Raw genomic sequence first — 8,406 nt, forward strand, 5'->3', positions numbered from 1 at the left:
GCGACATCCGGAACGAGCAAAAGCTAGCTTGCAGGCGATTCCCCGCGATCAAGATTCACCGCTTTCCCGCTCGCAGCGTTAAGCTGGCGCTTCAAGACCACGCCCAGCAGGATGCACAGCGCCAGGATTGCGGCGCATATCAGATACGCTGCATCGAACGTGCCCGTGACGTCGAACACCACATCGGCCATGACCGGCGCCAGCACGCCCGAAAGCCCCCAGGCAAGATAAAGAATGCCGTAGTTCGTCCCGTAGTTCCTCAAACCGTACAGATCCGCCGTCATCGAGGGAAACACGCTCAAGAGCGTTCCGTACGAGAATCCAACGAACAGCGCCCCCAGCGTCAGCAGCGCGAAGTTTCCGTACAGCGCGAACAAGCACATGTTGAGGCACTGGATGGCGAACACTAGAACAAGGGTGCTGATGCGCCCGATCTTGTCCGACAGGATGCCGCCCACAACACGACCGCCCGTATTGAACAGGGCCAGAAGAGAAACGAGCAAGGCTGCGTAGCCTGCGGCGCTCGCAGGATCCTGGATGGTCGCGATCTTCGAAAGGTTGCCGATGATCATGAGACCCACCGAAGACGACAGCGCGAACAACGCGAACAGCAGGTAGAACTCCTTGGTTCGAACCATTTGACGCCACGTACGATCCGGGGTCCGCTCGACGGATGCCTTCCCCGCTTTGCGAACGGAGGATGAAGCGGGAACGTAGTCGGTTTCGGGGTTCTTGATAAGCTGGGCGATGGGCACGCTTACGACGATCGTGACAATGCCCAGGATCAGGAACGTCTGCGAAATGCCGAAGCCCTCGATCAACATCTGCGTAGCCGGTGCAAGATAAACCGCCGCCAGCCCGAAACCGCCGACGACGAGTCCTGCGACAAGCCCCTTCTTGGAGGGATCGAACCACTTCAAAGCGCACGGCGTAACGCAGCCGTAGCCCAATCCGATTCCCGTTCCAGTAAGAACTCCGTACGTGAGGCACACTCCGAGCACGCTTTGCCCCGCGAACGAAGAAAGCACCATGCCCAAGCCGGCCAGCAAGCCGCCCGCCGTGATGACCTTACGAGGCCCTATCCTGTCCTGCACGATGCCGCCGCCCAGCAATCCAAGCGCGAAGAACACGATGGCGATGGTGTACGGCAGTCCCGCCTGCGCGCTCGACCAGCCGAACCCGCCTGCGTCAGGCGCGGCGGTCAGCCCCGATTTGATAACGCTCCACGAATACAACAAGCTGATGGAGAGGTTGAACAAAACCCCTGCTATCAGGACGACGTTCGCTCTGCTTTGAGTCTTCGATCGTTGCATGGATCCTCCTCGTCTTGGGGGAAAGCACGCAGTATAGCGAACGAGGTTCGGTGTCTTGATGCTTGCCCATCCTTTTCCGATAAGCGGCAAACGCATCGTTTACGCCGCGAGCCATCGTTTCCGGGAAGGAGCAACGAGAACATGCATATAACCTAGTAAAACACTTTCGATTATGCGAAAACGGACACCCGATCCGCAGGGCGTTCGGAATACGCCCAATCGGCGAACGGCTGCCGGCGCGCGACCCGCACAGCCGCTGCGGCCCATTGAACATACGAGATCCAACAAGCGAAACCTCCGTCTAAGCCGTACCGACGTCGATCAAGCATCAGAATCCCGGCATGCGGCTCCGAAACGGAGAAGGCGAGACCGTGTCGGCCTCGCCTTCTTGCCAAGGAGCTTCAACAGCTCCTTCTATATCAGGTTGATCGACTCCTGCTGGAAGCTTACGCCACCGGAGGGGTGCCCTCGGCGTTGCCGAAGATGGCGTCGATCTGCACCAGGGCGTCCATGGGCAGAGCGGAGGCGCCCACGACGCGGCGAGCAGGGGTGCCGCCCGGGAAGAACGTCGCGTACACTTCGTTCACCGCATCAAGGTCGTCGATGTTCTTCAGGAAGATGTTCACCTTGACGGCGTCCTCCATCACGTGGTCGACGCACTCGATGATGGCCTTGATGTTCTTGAAGCACTGCTCGGCCTGCTCCTTGACGCCGCCAGCAACCATGGCGCCCGTGGCGGGGTCGATACCCAGCTGAGCGGAGATGTTGTTGTAGTGCGAGAAGGCAACGGTCTGCGTGGAGAGCTTGCACTTCGGCGCGGCGTCCGTGTTGTTAGCCTCGAGGATGAGCCCGTGACGGTCCTCGACCAGCTGCGGGGGCGTGCCGTCGCCATGGGAAACCACGGCTTCGATCTGCACGAGCGCATGCATGGGAAGGCCGGCAACCTCGACCACCGTGCGAGCCGGCATGTAGGCGACCGCGCGAGCGATGCCCGAATCCGGGAAGAAGCGCGTGTACGCCTCGTTCATGGCATCCGTGTCGGCGAGGTCCTTGAGGAACACGTTCACCTTGACGATGTCGTCGAAGGGCACGTCGATGCTCTCGAGCACGGCCTTGATGTTCTTCAGGCACTGCGCGGTCTGCTCGCGCACGCCGCCGACCACGATCTGGTTCGACTTGGGGTCGATGGGCAGCTGGGCGGAGATGTTGTTGTAGTGCGAGAAAGCCACGGACTGCGTGGACATGACGTCCAGCGGAGCGTTGTGCGTGTTGTTCGTGTACTTCAGGATGTCGCCGGCCTGCGGAGCGTTGGGGATGGTGCCTTCGCCGTTGGAGATCAAGGCCTCGACCTGGATCAGGGCGTCCATGGGCAGAGCGTCAACGGCGACGACCGTGCGGGTGGGCACGTAGGTCGGGAAGAACACCTTCTGCACCTCGTCGACGGCGTCCATGTCCTGGATGTCCTTGACGAAGATGGTGATGCGGATGACATCGTTCATGACGTGATCGATGCTGTCGATGATCGTCTCGATGTTCTCGAAGCACTGCACGGCCTGCTCCGTGATGCCGCCGGGCACCAACTCGCCGGTGGCGGGATCGATCGGCAGCTGAGCCGAAAGGTTGTTGTAGTGCGAGAAAGCCACGGTCTGCGAGTACAGATCGCTCACCGGGGCATCTTCCGTGTTCCTTGCCAGTACTACGTTATCGCCGCTCATTAGTACCCTCCTTTTAGAGTGTCTCGCTTACGATGCTTACGATCGGACCGCATGGGCCCTGTTCCCGAGGCGGACCGCCCGAAGGACGCTCCTAGTCTTTTTGGGAGGGCTGCATTATACCTATTTGTGCAGGTGCACAAATCCCTTTTCGGCAGATTTCCCCGCAGCCCTACCGGGCCCGTCCGACCGTTCGCCGCAAAATCTGGAAGGCTGAAAGCTGGCATGCAAAAAACGGGTGCGTTGCTCTTATTTCATGCAGGATTATCGCACCTACCGTTCACCGATTAATTTTCGCGCACGTGCGCACGACCGCAATATCACCACGGAATATACCGAACTTCGCCTCGCAACGAAACGAAGGCGCCCTCCTGCGCAAAAAAGCGACAGGAGGGCGCCTTCGTCAATGCACGACGAGCGCTTCCGAAGCTACCCTCGCTTTCCTCCGGCGTTCAGCCAGGCCAACAGGCCCGTGCAACCGGCCAGCACGTCGTCGTACGTGGTTTCGAAGTCGCCCGTGTACCACGGGTCGGCCACATCGCGATCCGTGTCTGCAAATTCAAGCAGCTTAATGCAGCGGCCTTCGGCCTCCCGACCCAGTTGACGACGCATGTCGCGCATATTCGCCTCGTCCATGCCCACGAACAGGTCCCACTCCCCCGCGTCTGCCCGCTTGAGGCGTCGCGCCCTCTTGCCAGCGCAGTCGATCCCCTGCGCCGCGAGCACGGCGCGCGTTCCCGAATGCACGGGGCTTCCTATCTCGTCATCGTGGGTGGCCGCCGACTCGATGACGAACGCATCGGCCAAACCGCGCTTGGCAACTAGGTCCTTCATGACGAACTCCGCCATGGTAGAGCGACAGATGTTGCCATGGCACACGAACAGGATGCGGTACGGCGCGCTCATCGAGCGGCCTCCTCGGGCTCGAGCACTTCTTCGTAGCAGGCAAGCAGGTCGGGCATGACGCGCTTGATGCTAACGGGCTTGAACGTAGTCGCATCGACCAGGCAATGGGTGCTGCGCCCCGTGCAGCACGGCTTCTCCGTTTCCATGTCCTGCCCTTCCCTGAACACCTCGTAGGCGTACACGGTCTTCGTCGGCCGCGACAGCACGACGCGCGTGCGCACGATGGCCGTGTCCCCGTAGCGCAAGGGCATGCCGTAGTCGCATTCGAAATGCGTGACGGGAGAAAGGTAGCCTGCCTCTTCGATGCGCGCGTACGGAAATCCGATCGCCTCCAGAAACGAGGTGCGCGCATCTTCGAAGTACAGCAGGTAGTTTGCATGATAGACGATGCCCATCATGTCGGTTTCAGCATAGCGTATGGTTATTGGCGTGCAGACGCGCATGGGTGGCGGCCCTGCCTTTCGCAATCGGCTACAATGTGAGTATGCGCAATATCGTATCGTATATAGCAGAAGAGCAGCGGACTTTCTCCGAATTACCGTTCAACCCGGTGGACTCCCTCGTATTCTCGACCCTGGCTTACCTCAACTACGAAGAAGCCGGACGCGACCAGGCTGACGCCTTGCGCTCGGACGGCTCGATCGCCGCCCCCTGGGAGGCGCTGCTCGACGCAAGCGGCCCCCGGCGCGTGCGCTTGCACGACGTTTTGGCCTTGTCGGACTGGGAGGCCCTTACCGCGCACAGCTGGATGGAGGATGCACGGGACACCGTGGCTTTTTTGCACGTGGCAATGGCGAGCCGTCGTTTGCGCGACGTGCGGGTATCCTTCTATGCCAACGAACGATCCGAGGTGGTTGAGAAGCAGTTCAGCGCCGTAACCTTGTTCTTCCCCGCCATTGAGGGAGAGCGTGCTTACCTGGCGTTTCGAGGCACGGACGGCAGCTTCGCCGGTTGGAAAGAAGACTTCAACCTGTGCTTCAAAGACGTCATCCCGTCGCAGTGCACGGCGGCGGCCTATCTTTCGGGCGTGGCGTCGGCCTGCGCGTGCCCGCTTCTGGTTGGCGGCCACTCGAAGGGCGGAAACCTTGCCGAGTACGCGGCTCTGGTTGCAGACGACGGCACGTTCTCGCGCCTTGAAGGCGTGTTCAACCACGACGGCCCGTCGTTTTTGGACAACCCTTCCCCGCGCATCGACGATCCGGCGTTCTGCTCGCTCCTGCACAAGAGCGTCCCCGAATCTTCCGCGTTCGGCATGATATTGGAACGGCGCGCCGACTACCGCGTGGTAAGATCATCAGCGCTTTCGGTGTTTCAGCATGAGCCGTTCACCTGGCAGACCGAAGGATCGGACTTCCTGTACCAGGACGAGCTCAACGCATCGGCCGTGTTCTTCGACGAAACGCTCGACGCATGGCTGCGCAGCAGGAACGCGTCCGAGCGCGAGCGGTTCATCGATTCGATCTACGACTTGTTCGCCTCGACCGAGGCGAACACTTGGGCCGAGTTCCAGGAAAACCTGTTCGCGAACACCCGGCAGCTTTTGGGATCGGGATCCAAGCTGGACGCGGAAACCAAGAGTTTCATCTGGAAGACGCTGGGAGGATTGGGCAGCGTGCTGAAGGAAGAAGCCATCAAGCGCTTCAAGTCGTCGCCGCCCATGTGGCTACCGCGTCGTCGCGAAGCGTACGCAACAATGAAGACGAGGAAGGAAGCGAAGCATGAGCGCAGAAGCGCCCGCAAGGACGGCTGACGAAAGGGACGCGGAAACGAAGAGCGCATACGGAAGGTTTACGCTGCGCATGGCGGTGCAGCTGGCGGCTCCTCATACGTGGCCGGCGGCCATTCTGCCCGTACTGGTGGCAACCGCAGCGGCCGCTGCCACAACGGGAGCCATTTCCGCCGTGATGGCGTGCGTGCTGCTGGTCATCTGCGTGCTGATGCAAGCCTCGGTCAACACGTTCAACGACTACTACGATTACGTGAAAGGCGCGGACTCGGCCGACGACAACGTGGATCCGACCGATGCCGTGCTGGTGTACAACAACGTGAATCCGCGCGCAGCGCTCGGGCTTGCCGTCGGGTTTCTGGTTGCGGCGTTCGGGCTGGGCGTTTACGTTATCTGGCAGGCCGGATGGATTCCGCTGGCTCTGGGCGTCGTCGGCGCGATCATCGTGGTTTTGTATTCCGCGGGGAAAACGCCCATCTCCTACCTGCCCATTGGCGAGCTTGTCAGCGGGTTCGTCATGGGCGGGCTCATTCCCCTTGCCTGCTACCAAGCATTGACCGGAGCGTTCGACCTGCGCGCGCTGCTGTGGGCGGTGCCCACCGTGCTGGGCGTTGGGCTGATCATGTTCACGAACAACACGTGCGATATCGAAAAGGACGTCGAATCGGGACGTCGCACTCTGTCGGTGCTGCTGGGACGAGACCGCGCGCGCAAGCTGTACCACGGCGTGGTGGCGGCTTGGATGATCTCGATCGTAGCGCTGGTGGCCCTGTTCTTCACGAGCGGCGTCATCGTGGTTCCGTTCATGTTGCTTGCGTCGTATCCGCTGGTGAAAGCGCTCATAGCCAACCCGCTCGCGCCTGCGTCGCGCATAGGCGCCATGGCGCAGGTATGCAGCTTGAACATCGCGTTGGGCGCGTTTTACGCGGCGGCGTTGTTCGCAAGCGGCTTTTCCCTGCTCGTGTAGGAGGCTGCCATGACGTACGACTTCGATCGAGTGATCGAGCGACGCGGAACCAATAGCGAGAAATGGGATTGCGGACCGCAACTCAAAGGGCGCGACGATCTGCTGCCGCTCTGGGTCGCCGATATGGACTTCGCGCTGCCCGATGAGGTGCTTGACGATATGCACACAGCCGTGGACCACGGCGTGTTCGGCTACGGGTTCGCAGGAGCCGCGTACTACGAATCGGTTCTAGCTTGGTACTCGGATCGTTTCGACTGGACCGTGGAGTGCTCGTGGCTCACGCAAACTCCCGGCGTGGTGTTCGCGCTGGGAATCGCCCTGCAGGCGTTCACCGATCCAGGCGATGCCGTGCTGATTCAGCAGCCCGTTTACTACCCGTTCGCGCAGCTCATCGAATCGAACGGACGCAAGCTTGTTGACAGCCCGCTTGTCTACGAGCAGGGGCGATACCGGATAGACTTCGATGATTTCGAGAAGAAGATCACGTCCTCTCGAGTGAAGGCGTTCATTTTATGCAGTCCCCACAACCCGGTCGGCCGGGTATGGACGCACGACGAGCTGGAGCGGATCGGGCGCATCTGCCGCGCGCACGACGTGCTGGTCATCTCGGACGAGATCCACGCCGACTTCACCTACCCGGGGCATCGCCATCACGTGTTCCCTACGGTGGATCCTTCGTTCGCCGAACGCTGCGTAGTATGCACGGCGCCGAGCAAGACGTTCAACATCGCCGGGCTGCAGATAGCGAACATCGTCATCCCGAACGAGAAGCTGCGCGCGCAGTATCGCAAGGTTTTGGAGCGGATCGGCTACTTCGGAGCAAGTCCGTTCTCGCTGGAAGCATGCCGTTCGTGCTACACTCACGGCGGCCCTTGGCTGGACGAGTTGAAGGACTACCTGGCGCAGAACCTGAGCTTTTTAAGGGACTTCCTGCGCGAACGGATGCCTGAGATCGCGTTGGTCGAGCCGCAGGGCACGTATCTTGCATGGCTCGATTGCTCGGGCTTGGGCCTGGACGACGCGCGGCTTGAAAAGCTCATGGTGGACGACGCGCGCGTGTGGCTTGATTCCGGCAGCATGTTCGGACCATGTTCGGGGCAGTTCGAGCGCGTGAACATAGCCTGCCCGCGCGCCACCCTCGAACGCGCCCTCGAGCAGATGGAATCAGCTGTCGGAAAGCTGCGCGCACAGCGTGCGGTCAACCGGGAAAGATAAAGGAGCACGCTATGGAAATCGTTCGTTTCGGCGTAGGGCTGGTGCTGTTGATTGCGTCGGGCGCGTTGACGGTGCAGTTGTGGAACGGCAACTGGCTGTCGCTGATCGCAAAGCCTACGACCACGAAGAAGGGAACGTTTTATCCTGAAGGCACCCGCAAATCAGGACAGCGCGCAGCCTGGGTCATGGTCGCTTGCTTCGCGGTGGTCGGAACGCTCATGGCGTTCGAGATGGCGAAGATGACCGGGCTCGTCCTGTTCGCGCAGATCGCTTCGGTACTGTGCAACGTAATGGTGGTTGGATTCTGCATTCTGGCGGTATGGACCCTGTTTTCCCGCTCGAAAGGCGCAGACGGCAAGTTGAACTTCGGCGGCGACAACGTGCGCCTGACGCTTCTGCTGCTGGGAAGCTGCGTGGTACTTACGCTCGTGTCGCTCCTGTTCGCGTAGTCGCGGGCAAAACCCCCCCCCTGCGGCGGCGCTTTCCGCGGGGTGGAACGCCCCCCGCCAACCCCCCCCCCCCACCCAAAACCCCGGGTTTGGGTCCGGTTATTATAATCGTTTACGC

8 protein-coding genes are annotated in these 8,406 nt (G+C 60.9%); 4 read left to right on the forward strand and 4 right to left on the reverse strand.

Features of this window, described 5'->3' with window-relative positions:
• Positions 1-23 precede the first annotated feature (23 nt).
• The 4 genes from ACTQZK_RS01920 to ACTQZK_RS01935 all read right to left on the reverse strand — a co-directional run bounded on the left by ACTQZK_RS01920 (position 24) and on the right by ACTQZK_RS01935 (position 4,374).
• Complete coding sequence (locus ACTQZK_RS01920) at positions 24-1,313, reverse strand: L-lactate MFS transporter (RefSeq protein WP_441898208.1); 1,290 nt, start codon at positions 1,311-1,313, stop codon at positions 24-26.
• Positions 1,314-1,759: 446 nt separating this feature from the next.
• Positions 1,760-3,028 (reverse strand): RidA family protein, encoded by a 1,269-nt coding sequence (locus ACTQZK_RS01925; RefSeq protein ID WP_114566090.1) that lies wholly within the window; start codon positions 3,026-3,028, stop codon positions 1,760-1,762.
• Positions 3,029-3,454: 426 nt separating this feature from the next.
• Positions 3,455-3,931, reverse strand: coding sequence for a low molecular weight protein-tyrosine-phosphatase (locus tag ACTQZK_RS01930; RefSeq protein ID WP_114566089.1), 477 nt, complete (start codon positions 3,929-3,931; stop codon positions 3,455-3,457).
• A complete protein-coding gene (locus ACTQZK_RS01935) occupies positions 3,928-4,374 on the reverse strand; it encodes an acyl-CoA thioesterase (RefSeq protein WP_114566088.1) in 447 nt (148 codons plus the stop codon). Before ACTQZK_RS01935 ends, ACTQZK_RS01930 begins: the two co-directional genes overlap by 4 nt.
• 41 nt (positions 4,375-4,415) lie before the next feature.
• Here ACTQZK_RS01935 and ACTQZK_RS01940 point away from each other — a divergent pair, with 41 nt between their 5' ends.
• Genes ACTQZK_RS01940 through ACTQZK_RS01955 form a run of 4 tightly spaced genes read left to right on the forward strand, consistent with a single transcriptional unit; the run spans position 4,416 to position 8,288 of the window.
• Complete coding sequence (locus ACTQZK_RS01940; RefSeq protein WP_114566136.1) at positions 4,416-5,681, forward strand: Mbeg1-like protein; 1,266 nt, start codon at positions 4,416-4,418, stop codon at positions 5,679-5,681.
• Between the two features lie 49 nt (positions 5,682-5,730).
• Positions 5,731-6,624, forward strand: coding sequence for a prenyltransferase (locus tag ACTQZK_RS01945; RefSeq protein ID WP_181792512.1), 894 nt, complete (start codon positions 5,731-5,733; stop codon positions 6,622-6,624).
• A 9-nt stretch (positions 6,625-6,633) separates the two neighbouring features.
• Entirely contained in the window at positions 6,634-7,839 is a 1,206-nt protein-coding gene (locus tag ACTQZK_RS01950; protein ID WP_441898211.1) for a MalY/PatB family protein, read from the forward strand.
• An 11-nt stretch (positions 7,840-7,850) separates the two neighbouring features.
• Positions 7,851-8,288: a lipocalin gene (locus ACTQZK_RS01955; RefSeq protein ID WP_441898213.1), complete on the forward strand. Its 438-nt coding sequence runs from the start codon at positions 7,851-7,853 to the stop codon at positions 8,286-8,288.
• Positions 8,289-8,406: the final 118 nt, after the last annotated feature.

It is taken from the genome of Paraeggerthella sp. LCP19S3_G8, from assembly GCF_052119225.1.
GTDB lineage: Bacteria > Actinomycetota > Coriobacteriia > Coriobacteriales > Eggerthellaceae > Paraeggerthella > Paraeggerthella hominis.